Source organism: Chromobacterium vaccinii (genome assembly GCF_001855275.1).
Lineage (GTDB): Bacteria > Pseudomonadota > Gammaproteobacteria > Burkholderiales > Chromobacteriaceae > Chromobacterium > Chromobacterium vaccinii.
Genome location: NZ_CP017707.1, coordinates 2,887,953 through 2,904,078, shown reverse-complemented (window position 1 = coordinate 2,904,078; position 16,126 = coordinate 2,887,953). Strand labels below are relative to the sequence as shown.

14 protein-coding genes and 2 rRNA genes are annotated in these 16,126 nt (G+C 63.7%); 14 read left to right on the top strand and 2 right to left on the bottom strand.

The features are described 5' to 3' along the window. The first annotated feature begins 28 nt into the window (after positions 1-28). Together BKX93_RS13415 and rrf are read left to right on the top strand one after the other, a co-directional pair. Positions 29-2,919, top strand: a 23S ribosomal RNA gene (locus BKX93_RS13415). A gap of 123 nt (positions 2,920-3,042) precedes the next feature. Further along, positions 3,043-3,157: ribosomal RNA gene (gene rrf / locus BKX93_RS13410) — 5S ribosomal RNA — on the top strand. A 127-nt stretch (positions 3,158-3,284) separates the two neighbouring features. On the opposite strand, the gene BKX93_RS13405 is transcribed toward rrf, so the two are convergent. Together BKX93_RS13405 and BKX93_RS13400 are read right to left on the bottom strand one after the other, a co-directional pair. Next, complete coding sequence (locus BKX93_RS13405; RefSeq protein ID WP_070980192.1) at positions 3,285-4,439, bottom strand: branched-chain amino acid ABC transporter substrate-binding protein; 1,155 nt, start codon at positions 4,437-4,439, stop codon at positions 3,285-3,287. Between the two features lie 125 nt (positions 4,440-4,564). Next, positions 4,565-4,885 carry a Mor transcription activator family protein gene (locus tag BKX93_RS13400; RefSeq protein ID WP_021476587.1) on the bottom strand — a complete coding sequence of 107 codons (321 nt, stop codon included), beginning with the start codon at positions 4,883-4,885 and terminating at the stop codon, positions 4,565-4,567. A gap of 232 nt (positions 4,886-5,117) precedes the next feature. Between BKX93_RS13400 and BKX93_RS13395 the strand changes: the two genes are divergently transcribed. From BKX93_RS13395 to BKX93_RS13345, 12 genes are all read left to right on the top strand, one after another. Next, positions 5,118-5,576 carry a Gp37 family protein gene (locus tag BKX93_RS13395; RefSeq protein ID WP_046168909.1) on the top strand — a complete coding sequence of 153 codons (459 nt, stop codon included), beginning with the start codon at positions 5,118-5,120 and terminating at the stop codon, positions 5,574-5,576. Further along, a complete protein-coding gene (locus BKX93_RS13390) occupies positions 5,573-5,767 on the top strand; it encodes a hypothetical protein (RefSeq protein WP_021476589.1) in 195 nt (64 codons plus the stop codon). The genes BKX93_RS13395 and BKX93_RS13390 overlap by 4 nt, the downstream gene beginning before the upstream one ends. 2 nt (positions 5,768-5,769) lie before the next feature. Further along, on the top strand, positions 5,770-7,197 hold the full coding sequence (locus BKX93_RS13385; RefSeq protein ID WP_046168908.1) for a phage tail sheath subtilisin-like domain-containing protein: 1,428 nt from the start codon (positions 5,770-5,772) through the stop codon (positions 7,195-7,197). Between the two features lie 2 nt (positions 7,198-7,199). Continuing rightward, on the top strand, positions 7,200-7,724 hold the full coding sequence (locus BKX93_RS13380; protein WP_046159141.1) for a phage major tail tube protein: 525 nt from the start codon (positions 7,200-7,202) through the stop codon (positions 7,722-7,724). A gap of 170 nt (positions 7,725-7,894) precedes the next feature. After that, positions 7,895-8,149 carry a phage tail assembly protein gene (locus BKX93_RS13375; protein WP_021476591.1) on the top strand — a complete coding sequence of 85 codons (255 nt, stop codon included), beginning with the start codon at positions 7,895-7,897 and terminating at the stop codon, positions 8,147-8,149. A 16-nt stretch (positions 8,150-8,165) separates the two neighbouring features. Beyond that, a complete protein-coding gene (locus tag BKX93_RS25380; protein WP_021476592.1) occupies positions 8,166-8,303 on the top strand; it encodes a hypothetical protein in 138 nt (45 codons plus the stop codon). A gap of 108 nt (positions 8,304-8,411) precedes the next feature. Continuing rightward, positions 8,412-11,270, top strand: a complete 2,859-nt coding sequence (locus tag BKX93_RS13370) for a hypothetical protein (RefSeq protein ID WP_070980190.1) — start codon at positions 8,412-8,414, stop codon at positions 11,268-11,270. 31 nt (positions 11,271-11,301) lie between these two features. Then, complete coding sequence (locus BKX93_RS13365; RefSeq protein WP_052717717.1) at positions 11,302-12,216, top strand: phage tail protein; 915 nt, start codon at positions 11,302-11,304, stop codon at positions 12,214-12,216. 3 nt (positions 12,217-12,219) lie between these two features. Beyond that, entirely contained in the window at positions 12,220-12,435 is a 216-nt protein-coding gene (locus tag BKX93_RS13360; protein WP_046157938.1) for a tail protein X, read from the top strand. Then, entirely contained in the window at positions 12,432-13,478 is a 1,047-nt protein-coding gene (locus BKX93_RS13355) for a phage late control D family protein (protein ID WP_244887179.1), read from the top strand. Before BKX93_RS13360 ends, BKX93_RS13355 begins: the two co-directional genes overlap by 4 nt. Continuing rightward, a complete protein-coding gene (locus BKX93_RS13350; RefSeq protein ID WP_070980185.1) occupies positions 13,475-14,152 on the top strand; it encodes a phage baseplate assembly protein V in 678 nt (225 codons plus the stop codon). The genes BKX93_RS13355 and BKX93_RS13350 overlap by 4 nt, the downstream gene beginning before the upstream one ends. Before the next feature lie 38 nt (positions 14,153-14,190). Continuing rightward, a complete protein-coding gene (locus tag BKX93_RS13345; protein WP_222103259.1) occupies positions 14,191-16,119 on the top strand; it encodes a phage tail-collar fiber domain-containing protein in 1,929 nt (642 codons plus the stop codon). The last annotated feature ends 7 nt before the right edge of the window (positions 16,120-16,126 follow it).

The following is a 16,126-nucleotide window of genomic DNA, read 5'->3' as shown; positions in this document are numbered from 1 at the left end:
TTAGTGGTTTAGGCTGCTGAAATGATAGGGTCAAGCGACTAAGTGCATCTGGTGGATGCCTTGGCGATCACAGGCGATGAAGGACGTGTAAGCCTGCGAAAAGCGCGGGGGAGCTGGCAATAGAGCTTTGATCCCGCGATGTCCGAATGGGGAAACCCACCGCTTAGGCGGTATCCCTGACTGAATACATAGGTCAGAGGAGGCGAACCGAGTGAACTGAAACATCTAAGTAACTCGAGGAAAAGAAATCAACCGAGATTCCGTAAGTAGTGGCGAGCGAACGCGGAACAGCCTGTATGTGATAGAGATTGCGTTAGTGGAAGGTTCATGGAAAGGACCGCCGTAGTGGGTGATAGCCCCGTACACGAAAACGCATTCTTGGTACTAAGCATACGAGAAGTAGGGCGGGACACGCGAAATCCTGTCTGAATATGGGGGGACCATCCTCCAAGGCTAAATACTCGTGATCGACCGATAGTGAACCAGTACCGTGAGGGAAAGGCGAAAAGAACCCCGGGAGGGGAGTGAAATAGAACCTGAAACCGGATGCATACAAACAGTGGGAGCGGACTTGTTCCGTGACTGCGTACCTTTTGTATAATGGGTCAGCGACTTACGTTCAGTAGCAAGCTTAACCGAATAGGGGAGGCGTAGGGAAACCGAGTCCGAATAGGGCGCTTTAGTTGCTGGGCGTAGACCCGAAACCGAGTGATCTATCCATGGCCAGGATGAAGGTGCGGTAACACGCACTGGAGGTCCGAACCCACTAGTGTTGCAAAACTAGGGGATGAGCTGTGGATAGGGGTGAAAGGCTAAACAAACTCGGAGATAGCTGGTTCTCCCCGAAAACTATTTAGGTAGTGCCTCATGTATCACTTCCGGGGGTAAAGCACTGTTATGGCTAGGGGGTCATTGCGATTTACCAAACCATGGCAAACTCTGAATACCGGAAAGTGCGAGCATGGGAGACAGACGGTGGGTGCTAACGTCCATCGTCAAGAGGGAAACAACCCAGACCGCCAGCTAAGGTCCCAAATGATCAGTTAAGTGGTAAACGAAGTGGGAAGGCCCAGACAGCCAGGATGTTGGCTTAGAAGCAGCCATCATTTAAAGAAAGCGTAATAGCTCACTGGTCGAGTCGTCCTGCGCGGAAGATGTAACGGGGCTCAAACTGATAACCGAAGCTGCGGATGGGCGCGTAAGCGTCCGTGGTAGGGGAGCGTTCTGTAGGTCTGTGAAGGTGTCTCGTAAGGGATGCTGGAGATATCAGAAGTGCGAATGCTGACATGAGTAGCGATAAAGCGGGTGAAAAGCCCGCTCGCCGAAAGCCCAAGGTTTCCTACGCAACGTTCATCGGCGTAGGGTGAGTCGGCCCCTAAGGCGAGGCTGAAAAGCGTAGTCGATGGGAAACGGGTTAAAATTCCCGTACTTTTATGCAGTGCGATGTGGGGACGGAGAAGGTTAGGTCATCAGACTGTTGGAATAGTCTGTTTAAGCCGGTAGGCTGGAGTGGTAGGCAAATCCGCCGCTCCTTAAGGCCGAGAAGTGATGACGAGGGTCTACGGACCTGAAGTGACTGATACCACGCTTCCAGGAAAAGCCACTAAGCTTCAGCTGCATAAGAACCGTACCGCAAACCGACACAGGTGGGCAGGATGAGAATTCTAAGGCGCTTGAGAGAACTCAGGAGAAGGAACTCGGCAAATTGATACCGTAACTTCGGGAGAAGGTATGCCTGTTGAGGTGAATCCCCTGCGGGAGGAGCTTTGACAGGTCGCAGAGAATAGGTGGCTGCGACTGTTTAACAAAAACACAGCACTGTGCCAACACGAAAGTGGACGTATACGGTGTGACGCCTGCCCGGTGCCGGAAGGTTAAGTGATGGGGTGCAAGCTCTTGATCGAAGCCCCGGTAAACGGCGGCCGTAACTATAACGGTCCTAAGGTAGCGAAATTCCTTGTCGGGTAAGTTCCGACCCGCACGAATGGCGTAACGATGGCCACACTGTCTCCTCCTGAGACTCAGCGAAGTTGAAGTGTTTGTGAAGATGCAATCTACCCGCTGCTAGACGGAAAGACCCCGTGAACCTTTACTGTAGCTTTGCATTGGACTTTGAACAGACTTGTGTAGGATAGGTGGGAGGCTTTGAAGCTGAGACGCTAGTTTCAGTGGAGCCGTCCTTGAAATACCACCCTGGTGTGTTTGAGGTTCTAACCTTGGTCCGTGATCCGGATTGGGGACAGTGCATGGTAGGCAGTTTGACTGGGGCGGTCTCCTCCCAAAGTGTAACGGAGGAGTTCGAAGGTTACCTAGGTACGGTCGGAAATCGTGCTGATAGTGCAATGGCAAAAGGTAGCTTAACTGCGAGACCGACAAGTCGAGCAGGTGCGAAAGCAGGACATAGTGATCCGGTGGTTCTGAATGGAAGGGCCATCGCTCAACGGATAAAAGGTACTCCGGGGATAACAGGCTGATACCGCCCAAGAGTTCACATCGACGGCGGTGTTTGGCACCTCGATGTCGGCTCATCACATCCTGGGGCTGTAGCCGGTCCCAAGGGTATGGCTGTTCGCCATTTAAAGTGGTACGTGAGCTGGGTTCAAAACGTCGTGAGACAGTTTGGTCCCTATCTGCAGTGGGCGTTGGAAGTTTGACGGGGGCTGCTCCTAGTACGAGAGGACCGGAGTGGACGAACCTCTGGTGTACCGGTTGTCACGCCAGTGGCATAGCCGGGTAGCTAAGTTCGGAAGAGATAACCGCTGAAAGCATCTAAGCGGGAAACTTGCCTGAAGATGAGACTTCCCTGGAGGCTTGACCTCCCTGAAGAGTCGTTCGAGACCAGGACGTTGATAGGTCGGGTGTGGAAGCGCTGTGAGGCGTGAAGCTAACCGATACTAATTGCTCGTGAGGCTTGATCCTATCATTTGAGTGGCTTAGCAAGGCTAGGCGACGAGAGTGGATGTGCGAAGTACATCAAATACCGAATATATGCGGGTTGGTTGAATACCAGCCCAGGCTTCTTCCAGTTTGTGCCAGTTTATGTCTGGTGGCCTTAGCGAGGTGGTCCCACGCCTTCCCATCCCGAACAGGACCGTGAAACGCCTTAGCGCCGATGATAGTGTGGCATTCGCCATGTGAAAGTAGGACACCGCCAGACGCCCCATACGAAGCCCAGCTCACACGAGCTGGGCTTTGTGCTTTGCGCGCGCCGCGCTGAGTTCGTTCCCATGAAAAACCCCGCCAGTCTTCTGGCGGGGTTTTTTATTGCCGTTCGACAGGGATGCTTACAGTCCCACCCACTTGCCTTGCTTCAGCTGGTACAGCGAGACGGTGGCGTTCTGGATGTCGCCCTTGGCGTCGAACTTCACCGGGCCGGTGACGCCCTGGTAGTCGGTCTTGGCGATTTCCGGCAGATACTTGGCCGGTTCGGCCGAGCCGGCGCGCTTCATCGCGGCGATCAGCACCTTGGCGGCGTCGTAGGTGTACGGCGCGTAAGCCTGGATGTCGGCCTGGAACTGCTGTTTGTACTTCTGGCTGAACTCGCCGTAGCCGGGCAGTTTTTCCTTGGGCGCGCCGGCGCTGGAGGCGTAGCTGCCTTCGGCGTTGTTGCCGCCCAGCTTGGCGAACTCCGGCGTGTTGACGCCGTCGGCGCCCATGAAGGCGGCCTTGAGGCCGAGCTTGGCCATCTGTTTGACCATCGGTCCTGCCTGGGCGTCCATGCCTCCGTAGAACAGCAGGTCGGGCTTCTCGCCCTTGATCGAGGTGAGCACCGCCATGAAGTCGGTGGCGGTGTTGGTGGTGAATTCGCGCTTCACCACCTTGGCGCCGGCCTGCTCGGCGGACTTGGCGAAGTCGTCGGCCAGGCCCTGGCCGTAGGTGGTGCGGTCGTCGATGACGGCGACGCGCTTGGCGCCCAGCTTGTCCACCGCGTACTTGGCCAGCGCCTGGCCTTGCTGCAGGTCGTTGGCGATCAGGCGGAAGGTGTTGTGGTAGCCCTGCTGGGTGAACGACGGGCTGGTGACCGAGCCGGAAATCATCGGGATGCCGGCGTCGGCGTAGATGCGGGAAGCGGGGATGGCCGCGCCGGAGGTCAGGTGGCCGACGATGCCGGCGACCTTCGCGTCCACCATGCGCTGGGCGACTTGGGTGGCGACCTTGGGGTCGGCCTGATCGTCTTCCGATACCACTTCGAAGGTGACCGGCTTGCCATCCAGGGTCAGCTTCTCGGCGTTGGCTTCCTGTACTGCCAGCTTGACGCCGTTGTCGGCATCGCGCCCCCAGTGGGCGAAGGGGCCGGTCAGCGGGTTGGCGGTGCCGATCTTGACCACCGCGGAACCGGCGGCGGCCTGTTCCTGTTGCGGCGCTTGGCTGGCGGGTTTGTTGCAAGCGGCGACGCCTGCCACCAAGGTGCACAGCAGCAGACTGTTTCGGGTTTTCATGATGAATCTCTCCTGATGCTCTTTGTTTATTTTGATATTGCGCCGGTGCCATGGCGTGAGCTTACTGTGTCGGCCGATCCTGCTTTTGTCAATCGGACGGAATCAACGCGTGGAGAGAGGCGGCGTCAGGATGCGCTGCGCGCGTTCTTGATGATCTTGTATACCCATTGCACCGAGATGCCGTGCTTCTGCGCCAGCGAGGCGTGGTTGGAACCGTTGAATTCCGCCAGGATGCAGCGGTCGCGCTCGGCCGATTTGCTGCTCTTGCCCAAGGGAAAGTAGACGTTCTGGCCGCCCCAGTGCTGGGCCATGCGCCGGGTGATTTCGCGCGCGATCTTCTCAGCCTGCCTGTCCTCGGTGTTCGCCAGCTGCCGCAGCGCCGCGGTGATGTGGTCGGTCAGGTCGGCCAGCAGTTCCGGTCCCTTGCTGCGAAGTTGTGCCTGCATGTGCGCTCCCGCGTGATGTCGTTCTGATGGATGGCATTGTTCCATTTCCCCGTATCGCGGGCCGGATGACCGGTGTCAGCGCGATGTCAGTGCCGTATTTAGTAATGGCGGCTACAAGAACCCCACCCTCTCCCTGCTGCATTCTTCGCCACATCCGGCAAGCAACCCCGCTGGCCGGCAGTCCGAGCGCGGTTTCCGCGCGTCCCTTTTCCCCTCTGCTTGGAGTTCCGCTGTGGCAAGCACTTCCCAGATTGTCGGCGCGCTGTTGGCGCGTTTGCGCGGCGCGGCGCCGCAACTGACCGTCGAGTATTACGCCGGCGCCGAGGACGACTATCCGCTGGCGCATCCGCAGGGCGCGGCGCTGCTGTGCCTGCGCGGCAGCCAGTTCGGCCCGCTGCGCGACGGCTATGGCCAGGTGCGCACGCTGCAGCTGGCGATCACGGTGCTGCTGAACCAGCGCGACGCCGGGCTGGGGGATTGCGACGCGCTGGACGCGATACGGCGGGCCTGCCTCGGCTTCGCCCCGCCGGATTGCCAACCAGCGTGGCTGCTGTCGGAAACCTTTCTGGGTTACCGCGACGGCGTGGCGCGCTACGTCATCGCGCTGGCCACCGATACCTTGCAAGTGACGGAGGCCGACCTGGAGCCCGTGATCATGCTTAACGCAGTCTCATACGAGGAGCAACCATGAAGTATCTGTATTCCGGTCCGATCAGCGGCGTCACCCTGGGCGACGGCCAGGAAATCATGCTGTTTCCCGGCAAGGAAGTGGAGATGCCGGAAGAACACAGCTACACCCGCACCCTGGTGGCGCTGGGCTACCTGAGCGCGCAGTCCGCGGGCGAAACCATCCCTTCCCATACCGCTGAACAAGGAGAGTAAGCATGGCGGCAAACTATCTGCATGGCGTTGAAACGATCGAAGTCGAACGCGGCCCGCGCCCGGTGCGCACCGTCAAGTCGGCGGTGATCGGCCTGATCGGCACCGCGCCGGCCGGCGCGGTCAACGTCACCACGCTGACCCTGTCGGAAAAAGACGCGGCGGCTTTCGGCCCGCAGTTGCCCGGCTTCACCATTCCGCAGGCGCTGACCGGGATCTACGATCACGGCGCCGGCACCGTGGTGGTGATCAACGTGCTGGACCCGGCGGTACACAAAGGCTCGGCCAAGGACGAGACCGTGACCCTGGACCCGGCCACCGACTCCGCGCGCCTGAAGTATCCGGCGGTAGCCAATGTGGTGGTCAAGAGCGCCGACGGCGCCACCGCTTACATCGCTGGCCAGGACTACGTGCTGGATGCGGTGTACGGCAAGATCACCCGCCTGAAGACCGGCACCGTCGCGATCGGCGCAGGCCTGAAGGTCAGCTACGACTACGCCGACCCGTCCAAGGTGACCGCCGCCGACATCATCGGCGCCGTCAACGCCGCGGGCAATCGCACCGGCATCAAGGCGCTGCAGGACACCTACAACAAGTTCGGTTTCTTCGCCAAGCTGCTGATCGCCCCGGGCTTCTGCACCCAGAACACCGTCGCCGCGGAAATGGCGGCCATGGCCGACAAGCTGGACGCCATCGCCTATGTCGACGCGCCGATCGGCACCGCCTTCGCCGACGCGCTGGCCGGCCGCGGCCCGGCGGGCACCATCAACTTCAACACTTCCAGCGACCGCGTCCGCCTGTGCTACCCGCACGTGATGGTGGCCGACGGCAACGGCGGCCTGCGCTACGAGCCGCTGTCGTCCCGCGCCGCCGGCCTGCGCGCCAAGGTGGACAACGACAAGGGCTTCTGGTGGTCCAGCTCCAACCAGGAGCTGGCCGGCGTGGTCGGCGTCGAGCGCCAGCTGACCGCGATGATCGACGACCCGAACTGCGAAGTGAACCAGCTGAACGCGTCCGGCATCACCACCGTGTTCAACAGCTACGGCTCCGGCTTCCGCCTGTGGGGCAACCGTACCGCGGCCTGGCCGACCGTCAGCCACATGCGCAACTTCGAGAACGTGCGCCGCACCGGCGACGTGATCAACGAGTCTATCCGCTACTTCAGCCAGCAGTTCATCGACATGCCGCTGAACCAGGCCACCATCGACGCGCTGGTGGAATCGGTGAACGGCTATGGCCGCAAACTGATCGGCGACGGCGCGCTGCTGGGCTTCAAAGCCTGGTTCGACCCGGCCCGCAATCCGGCAACCGAGCTGTCCGCCGGCCACCTGCTGATCAGCTACAAGTACACCGTGGCCCCGCCGCTGGAGCGCCTGACCTTTGAAACCGAGATCACCTCGGAATACCTGCTCAGCCTGAAAGGAGGCAATTAATCATGGCCGGCAAGATTGAAATCAACCGCATCACCAACGCCAACATCTACATCAACGGCAACTCGCTCTTGGGCCGCGCCGAAGAGATCAAGCTGCCGGACGTGTCCGCCATCATGCAGGAGCACAAGGCGCTGGGCATGGTCGGCAAGATCGAGCTGCCGGCCGGCTTCGAGAAGCTGGAAGGCGAGATCAAGTGGAACTCGTTGTACAAGGATGTGGCCAAGATCATCGCCAATCCGTTCCAGGCAGTGCAGCTGCAAGCCCGTTCCAGCATTGAGACCTACGGCTCGCAAGGCCGCCTGCAGCAGGTGAGCCTGGTCACCTTCCTGACCGTGATGTTCAAGAAGAACCCGCTGGGTACCTTCAAGCAGCATGAAAACGCCGACTTCAGCTCCGCCTTCACCGCGACCTACGTCAAGCAGGTGGTGGACGGCGAGGACATCCTGGAGCTGGACTACATGGCCAACATCTTCCGCGTAGGCGGCAGCGACATGCTGGAGCTGTACCGCCAGAACATCGGCGGCTAATCCCGGCGCGCCCGCGGATCAGGTCCGCGGGCGCTTGGGCGCGGCTGGCGGGGAGGCTGCCTCCCGACCCCGCCAGCCGTTTTTAAAGCCAATCCCTAAAGCGCTTTCGCATACCCAGGATACGGGCTGCCGGAAAATGACGGCATCCCAACCCGCTTCAAGGAGCCATCATGCAGATCAAGCTGCAATACCCGTTCACCAACGCCGCCGGCCAACGCATCGACACGCTGGAAGTGGCGCGCCTGAAGCGCGCCGACCTGAAGGCCGCCAGCCACCACAGCCAGGACGACGCCGACCAGGAAGACTTCTTGTTCGCCCGCATGACTGGTCTGACGCTGGAAGACATCGACCAGCTGGACATCGCCGACAGCCGCGCGCTGGCCGACAGCTTTCGCGAAATGGTGGGCGGATCCGACAACGCTTAAATCGTTCGACGAGGTCTTGCTGACGGTGCTGAACTTGCCGCCGTCGGAGATCGACGCGCTGGCGATGGACGACTACTGGTTCTGGTGCGAAGTCGCCGAGCGCGAGGTCCAGCGCCGCAACGAACGCCAGCAGCACCTGCTGGATGCCATGTAGGGCGGCTGCCCAGCCGCTCCCAGCCCGAATCTTTTCCTGATCGGCCGCCTCCCGCCCGCCGGGACGGGGCCGATCGCCCTTTCTATTCCCCAAATACAGGCAATCACCATGGTAAGCGAGTTTTTCATCGGCCTTAAGGTGGGCGCGACGCTGTCCGGGGTGTTCGACAACGCCTTCCGCTCCGCGCGCTCAGCGATGGACGATCTGCGCAAGAGCAGCTTGCGCCTGTCCGACGCGCAGAAGGACCTGGCCGGCAATGTCGAGCGCACGCGCCGGGCTTATGCCGGGCTGGACCTGGCGCGGCTGGAGCGCCAGCACCGCCAGCTGGAGGCCACGCTCGGGCGCTTGACCCGCCAGCACGAAGCCTGGCAGGCAAGCTTGCGGCGCGGCCGGGCGCTGAACATCGCGCCGGGCGGCGCGCTGCAGTCGACGCTGCGCATCCAGCAAAGCCGGATCGAGGTGATGGCCTCGATCCGGCTGAGCGCGTCCATCCGCCAAGTCGAGCAGAAGCTGGAGAGCCAGCGCCGCGACCAGGGCAAGGCCGAGCGCAATTTGCCGCCGGCGGGCGAGCCTCGCTCCAGCGGGCGCGGCGGCCAGGGGGGAGGGAGCAAGAGCGGCAATCGGAGCGGCGGCGGCAACGATGCCGGCGACGCGCCCGCCAAACGCCCTTCCTCCTCCTCTCCGTCCTCTTCTTCCCGCTGGCGCTGGCCCAGCATCGATCTCTCCCTTGGCAAGCTCCGCCTGCCGACCCGGCAGGAACTGATCCGCGCCGCCGATCTGGCCCAGAAAGCCGGCTCCGCCGTCGCTAAGGCCAGCGGCAAGGCGCACGCCGCGCTGTCGACGGGCGATGGACGCAAGGCGCTGGAGGCGATCCACGCCAAACTCAATCCCAAACTGGGCGGCAAGCTGCCCAGCGTCGACAAGATCCTGGATGGCCTCAAGACCGCCGAGACGGTGGGCCAGGTGGTGTCCAAGAGCGGCCAGCTGGCCGGCGCGACGCTGCGCAGCCTGGACGGCGTCAAATGGTCCGATCTGAAGCCGGGCGACGCCGGCAAGAGCCTGATCGGCAAGGCCGACTACGCCAAGCGCGGCGGCGCGGTGATCGCCGACGCCAGCGGCAAGCTGCATGCCGCCTTATCCAAGGGCGAGGGACGCGAAGCGCTGGACTTCGTCCACGGCAAGCTGGACAAGGCCTTGGGCGGCAAGCTGCCCAGCGTCGAAAAAATCCTGGGCGGCCTCAAGACCGCCGAGACGGTGGGCCAGGTGGTGTCCAAGAGCGGCCAGCTGGCCGGCGCCGCGCTGCGCAGCCTGGACGGCGTCAAGTGGTCCGATCTCAAGCCGGGCGACGCCGGCAAGAGCTTGCTCGGCAAGGCCGACTACGCCAAGCGCGGCGGGGCGGTGATCGCCGACGCTAGCGGCAAGCTGCATGCTGCCTTGTCCAAGGGCGAAGGGCGCGAAGCGCTGGACTTCGTCCACGGCAGGCTCGACAAGGCCTTGGGCGGCAAATTGCCCAGCGTCGACAAGATACTGGGCGGCCTCAAGACCGCCGAGACCGTGGGCCAGGTGGTATCCAAAAGCGGCCAGCTGGCCGGCGTCACGCTGCGCAGCCTGGACGGCGTCAAGTGGTCCGATCTCAAGCCGGGCGACGCTGGCAAGAGCTTGCTCGGCAAGGCCGATTACGCCAAGCGCGGCGGCGCGGTGGTGGCCGACGCCAGCGGCAGACTGCGTGCCGCGCTGTCCAAGGGCGAGGGGCGCGAGGCGCTGGACTTCCTCCACGGCAAGCTCAACGCCAAGCTGGGCGGAGTGCTGCCCAGCGTCGATTCGCTACTGGGCGGGCTGGAACAGCTGGAGGAACTGGGCAAGACCGTGTCCAAGGCCGGCGGGATGGCGGGCAAGGCCATGCGCGCTTACTCCGGCGCGTCCGGCAACGTTTTCCAAAAGGCGATGGCAGCCGCCGGCACCCTGTTGGCCGGCGATGACTCCGGCGGCGACCCTGGCGCCAAAGCCGGGGGCAAGGACGGGAAGGGGAAAAAGCGCCCGGCCGCCAAGCCAGCGGCCAAAACGCCGAAAACCGGCGGGGCCTCCAAACCCCAGCCCAAGACAAGGGCCAAGCCGGTTCCCAAGGCCGAGTCTCCCGCCAAGCCTAAAGCCGCGTCCAAGCCGGCGGCGAAACCATCGGTCAAGCCTGGCAATGCGCTGAAGGAAGCGCGCGGCCTGCCGGGCAAGAGCAAGAGTTTGCTGTCCGGATTGAAGCTGCCCAAGTCCGGCGGCGGCTTGCTGAACACGGGACTCAAAGCGCTGAGCAAGGGCGGAAAGGGCTTGAAGAGTTTGATCGGCAAGGCCGATCTGCTGGGCGTGGGCATGGATCTGCTGTCCACCAGCCGATCCAGTCTGAGCCCGCAGGCCAAGGCGGCCGCCTACGGCAAGACGCTGGGCGGCACCGCCGGGGCCTTGGCCGGCGGCGCGGCCGGCGCAGCCATCGGCACCATGCTGTTGCCCGGCATCGGCACCTTTGTCGGCCGGCAGGTGGGCAGCTGGCTGGGGCAGAAGGGCGGCGAATGGCTGGGCGAGAAGATAGGCAACTGGGCAGGCAAGCCGGGCGCCGCGCCGAAGCCGGTGGCAGTGCCCAAGCGGGCGATCCCGCCCAAGCCGGTGGCGGTTCCCAAGCCGGCGGCGCCAGCCAAACCTGTCCCCAAACCCGCTGCCAAGCCGGCCGCTCAGGCGCAGCAGGCGCAACAGCTGCGACGCATCCAGCAGACGGCCAACAAGGCCGCGGCCAAGCCCGCCGGTCCGGCCGCCGTGTTCAACATCACCTTCTCGCCGCAGATCACCATCAACGGCGCGGCGTCGGCCGGCGTCAAGCAGCAGGCGCAACAGGCGATGCAGCAGTCTTTCGCCGAGTTCGAACGAATGATGAAGCGCTACGAGGCGGACCGTCAGCGGCGCAGCTACGCGGCGCGGGGCTGAGGAGACGCATCCATGAAGAAAGGAGCAAACGATGTACGCAGTACTGGGTGACATCGAGTTCGACCTGATCAGTTATTTCGACGGCCTGGAGCAGCGCGGCGGCAGCGATTACGCCGAGCACGCGCGGATAGGCGGCAAACCGGTGCTGCAGTTCGTCGGCGACCGTCTGGACGAGGTCCGCATCGATCTGGTGCTGCACGCCGCCTATTGCCAGCCGGACGCCGAGCTGCAGCGGCTGCACGCCGCCCGCCAGACGCACCAGGCGCTGGCATTGGTGCTGGGCAATGGCGATCACAAAGGCCATTTCGTGATCACCGAGCTGACCAGCACCGGCCGCCAGAGCGACCGCACCGGCAATCTGCTGGCGGTGGAAGCGCAGCTGTCGCTGCGCGAATTCCGCGGCCAGGCGGCGCCGTCGCCCAAGCCTGGCCTGCTGGGCAGCGTCAGCGGCTTGCCGCAGGCCAAGCTGCAGCAGTCGCTGGCCGGCGCCGGCTTCAAGCCGGACCTGTCCGGCCTGAGCAAGGCGCTGTCCCAGGCCAAGACCATGGCGGTGCAGGCGCGCAAGGTAGTCAACGATGTGCGCGAGCTGAAAGACCTGGCGCGGCGCGATCCGCTGTCGGCGCTGGGACGGGTGCCGGGCGTGCTGAAGGATGTGCAGACGGCGGTGCCGGGCATCGCCCAGGGCGTGGAGCGACTGAACCAGTTCATCCAGCCGTATTCGCGGCTGGCTGAGAGCATCAAGCCGCTGATCCCGCAGTTTCAGGCCATGGGCCGCCAGCTTGGCGCGCTGGCCGAAACGATGCAGGGCTGCACGCTGGACAACGTCGCCGACAAGCTGGGCAAGGCGGAGGCGACGGTCCGCGACATCGACAAAAACTGGCCGGCCCGCGACATCGAGATGGCGAAGTTGGCCGCCAAAGCGGTGCTGCGCCGCATTCTGGAGTGAACCATGTTTCTCAAGCACATCTGTCAGGAAGGGGAGCGCTGGGACCAGATCGCCTGGCGCTATTACGGCGACGTCGGCCAGATGGTGATGCTGATCGCCGCCAATCCGCAGGCGCCGATCAGCGAGACGCTGCCGGCCGGCACCCAGCTTGCCATCCCGCTGCTGGAGGCGCGCGACGAGGCGGCGCTGGATGAGCTGCCGCCGTGGAGGCGCTCATGACCGACAGCCGCATCCAGGACGTGGCGGCGCCGGCGTTCGAGCTCAGCTACAACGGCAAGTCCATCACTGCCGACATCGCCCAGTACGCGCTCAACATCAGCTACACCGACCATCTGTCCGGAGAGTCGGACGAGCTGGAGGTGGAACTGGAAGACTGCGACGGCCGCTGGCTGAACGGCTGGTACCCGGACAAGGGCGCGACGCTGGACTTCAAGCTGGGCTACCGCGGCGCGGCGCTGGTGGTGCTGGGCAGCTTCGACGTGGACGAGGTCGATTACAGCGCGCCGCCGTCGGTGGTCCACATCCGCGCGCTGGCCACCGGCGTCCAGCATCCGCTGCGCACGCCGGAGGGCCGCGCCTACGACAAGCTGACGCTGCAGGCGCTGGCGCAGCGGATCGCCAAGCGCCACGGCATGAAGCTGGAAGGCAAGATCGAGGATGTCGAAATCGAGCGCCTGACCCAGTACCACGAAACCGACCTGCAATTCCTGCAGCGGGTGTCCAGCCACTACGGCTATGTCTGCAAGGTGATGGACAACAACCGCAAGCTGGTGTTCTGGAAGCGCGCCGAGCTGGTGGCGTCCGCCAGCGTGCGCCAGTTCGCGCCGGCGGACCTGATCGCCTGGCGCGCGCGCGACCAGCTGTCGCAGGTGCCCAGCGCGGTGGAGGTCAGCTACCACGACCCGCACAAGCGCAAGCTGCAGACGGCGCGGGTGGGCGCCGACGCGCGCTCGCCCGGCGGCAAGGCCAGCAGCGCCGACGTGGTCAAGCTCACCCGCAAGTCGGGCGGACGGGCGCAGGCGGAGCTGCAGGCCAAGGCAGAGATGGAGCGCCGCCAACTGGCGCGCACCGAGATGAGCGTCACCGTGGACGGTTCGCCGCAGCTGGCCGCCGGCCGCAACGTGGAGTTGTCCGGCTTCGGCAAGCTGTCCGGCCGCTACCTGATCGAGCGGGCCCGCCACCGCCTGTCGCGACAGGAAGGCTACATCTGCGAACTGGACCTGAAACGCGCGGCGCCCGCCGCGGCCAAGGAGAAGAAATGAACGACGTTTCCCTGCCCGACGCGCTGGCGACGCTGAAATTCGGCAGCGTGGCCGAGCATGACGCTCCCACCCAGCGGGTGCGGGTGCGGCTGCCGGAGCTGGGCCAGCTGCTGACCGCCTGGCTGCCGGTTCTCAGCCGCAAGAGCCTGAAGGACAAGGACTATTGGCTGCCGGACATCGGCGAACAGGTGGCGGTGCTGATGGACGCCCGCGGCGAGGACGGCGTGGTGCTGGGCGCCATCTATTCCGAGGCGGACGCGGTGCCGGTGGCGAGCGAGGAGAAATGGCAGCGCCGCTTCGCCGACGGCGCGGTGTTGGAGTACGACCGGCAGCAGAACCAGCTGACCGTCAACGGCGGGGTCAAGCACGTGGTGGTGGACACCCAGGCCGACGTGCTGATCAAAGCCGCCTCCAGCATCACCATAGACGGCGGCCAGACCGTCACCGTCAAGGCCGGGAGCAAGGTCAGCATCAACGCGCCAGCCACCGAGATCAGCGGCACGCTGACGGTGCAGGGCGCGATCACCGGCAAGGGCGGCCTGGCGGTTTCGGGCGGCGGCGGCGCCACTGTAACGGGCAGCGTCATCGTCAGCGGCGACGTCACCGCCAGCGGCAAGAGCCTGGTGGGCCACAACCACATGGGCGCGCACGGTCCGACCAGCCCGCCGCTCTGAGCCGCGGCGCCATCTTATTCGCAGTTTGACTGGAGACCATGATGAACAACGATTTCTTCACCCTGCTCACCGCCGTCGGCAAGGCCAAGCTGGCCGCCGCAGCCAGCGGCGGCGCGCCGCTGAAGCTCAGCCAGATGGCGGTGGGCGAGGGCGACAACGGCGCGTACTACACGCCGACCGAAAGCCAGACCGCGCTGAAGAGCGAGGCCTGGCGCGCCGGCCTCAACCACCTGTCCACCGATCCGGCCAATCCCAACTGGATCGTCGCCGAGCTGGTGATTCCGGACCAGGTGGGCGGCTTCACCATCCGCGAAGTGGGCGTGTTCGACGCCGACGGCGCGCTGTTCGCGGTGGGCAAGTTCCCGGAAAGCTACAAGCCGGTGCTGGCCGACGGCGCCAACAAGCAGCTTTACGTGCGGATGATCCTGGAAGTGTCCAACGCCGCGGCGGTGACGCTGATGGTGGACCCGAGCGTGGTGCTGGCCACCCGCGGCAGCGTCGACGCGCGCATCGCCGAGGAGCTGGCCAAGCTGGACGGCAAGCCGTCGGTCCGCGCCGCCACCACCGGCCCCGTTACGCTGGCCGGCCTGCAGACGGTGGACGGCGTCGCGCTGCAGCTGGGCGACCGGGTGCTGGTCAAGAACCAGGCCGCCGGCCCCGACAACGGCATCTATGTCGTAGGCGCCGGCAGCTGGACGCGCGCCGCCGACGCCAACATCAGCCTGGAAGTGACGCCGGGGCTGTTCGTCGCGGTGGAGCAGGGCGCGGCCAACGGCGGGTCGATCTGGCAATTGCTGGACGCCGGCGCGCCGGTGGAGCTGGGCAAGACGCCGCTTTCCTTCGAGCGGGTCTCCGGCCGCACCGGCGTCACCGCCGGCAGCTACAACCGGGTGACGGTGGGCGCGCGCGGCGAGGTGCTGGGCGGCTCGCAGCTGGTGGCCTTCGACCCGGCTCAGACCTTCCCGATCCAGGCTTACCGGCGGAATGCGCTGATCAACGGCGGTTTCGACGTTTGGCAGCGCGGGGTGAGCCAGACCGTCAGCGGTTACGGTTCTGCGGACCGCTGGTGCCTGGATCTGGGCGTGCCGCCGGGTTTGTCAGGTGTGACTGTTTCCAAAGTCGCCGCCAGTGCGGCGGATACCGATGCGTTGGGCGGAGCCGCCAATTTCCTGCGTATCGCGGTGACCAAGGTGCCGGCGGCCCCCGCGCGCGAATACTGTCAGATCACTCAGCGGGTGGAGGGGGTTCGCCGCTTTTCCGGCAAGACCATGACCTTGAGTTTCTGGGCCAAGGCCGATGCGGCCAAAACCATTCTGTTCTATGTCGAGCAAGGCTTCGGCAGCGGCGATGGCGTTTCCCCCATCGCCCGTGCGCAGAATGAAACGCCGATCCAGCTGGGAACGGGCTGGCAGCGCTACAGCTTCACTTTCACTTCGCCATCGATCCAAGGCAAGACCATCGGCCCGAATGGCGATGATTATCTTTCGGTGTTTTTCGGCGTGTCATACAGCACGGTGTTGCCGGCGCATAGCGCCATCGCTGGCCCGCAAACCGGCGTGTTCGATATCGCTCAGGTGCAATTGGAGGAGGGGCCGGTGGCGACATTGTACGAGCGACGTGCTCCGGCAGAGGAGCTCGCACTGTGCCAGCGTTATTACGAAACAAGCTATGCAGTGGCTCGTTTTGTGGGAGGCGACGACAACATGGGATGGGTGGCTTATCGGCAGAGTAAGCGTGGGCCGACTTCGGTTTTCTTCTTTAATCCCGATACTCAGGTGGCAGGGCAGGCATTGACTTATAACGCGACCAATATATATAGCTCGGGGCCGATTTCAGTCAAATTACTTTACAACTATAGCGGCGACGATTTCAGAAATGGTTTTACTTGGGGCAATCCGGCTTTTACGCCGGTTAATGTGAATGATGCAACGTTGTTAACCCGCTGGACCGCCGACGCCGAACTGTAAACGGAGA